Source organism: Lactobacillus sp. 23-2, from assembly GCF_044902225.1.
GTDB classification, from domain to species: Bacteria; Bacillota; Bacilli; order Lactobacillales; family Lactobacillaceae; genus Lactobacillus; species Lactobacillus absianus.
The window spans coordinates 1-262 of record NZ_JAOQBX010000100.1 but is presented as its reverse complement, the minus strand read 5'-3'; the positions used below and the strand labels follow the sequence as shown (position 1 = coordinate 262).

The window sequence follows — 262 nt, the reverse complement described above, 5'->3', positions numbered from 1 at the left end:
ACGTAGCCAACAGACGCTACTATACTGAGGAACAGCTCAACAGACTTCTCGGAGTGCCAGAGCAACGGAAGAACGTTGCGTATGCACGTGTCTCTTCGCAGGGGCAGAAGAACAATCTGAAAAATCAGATGGATTTTATTACTCAGTACTGCAATGCCAAAGGCATCATCCTCGATGAGCGAATCAGCGACATTGGGAGTGGCCTCAATTATCGCCGCCCTAAATGGAATAAGCTTCTGCAGGACGTGGAAGACAAGAAAAT

Annotated in this window: 1 protein-coding gene; it reads left to right on the top strand. The window is 47.7% G+C overall.

The window, feature by feature from the left end:
- The coding region (locus OCH80_RS10330; protein WP_404540693.1) for a recombinase family protein at positions 1 to 262 on the top strand (262 nt) is incomplete at both ends.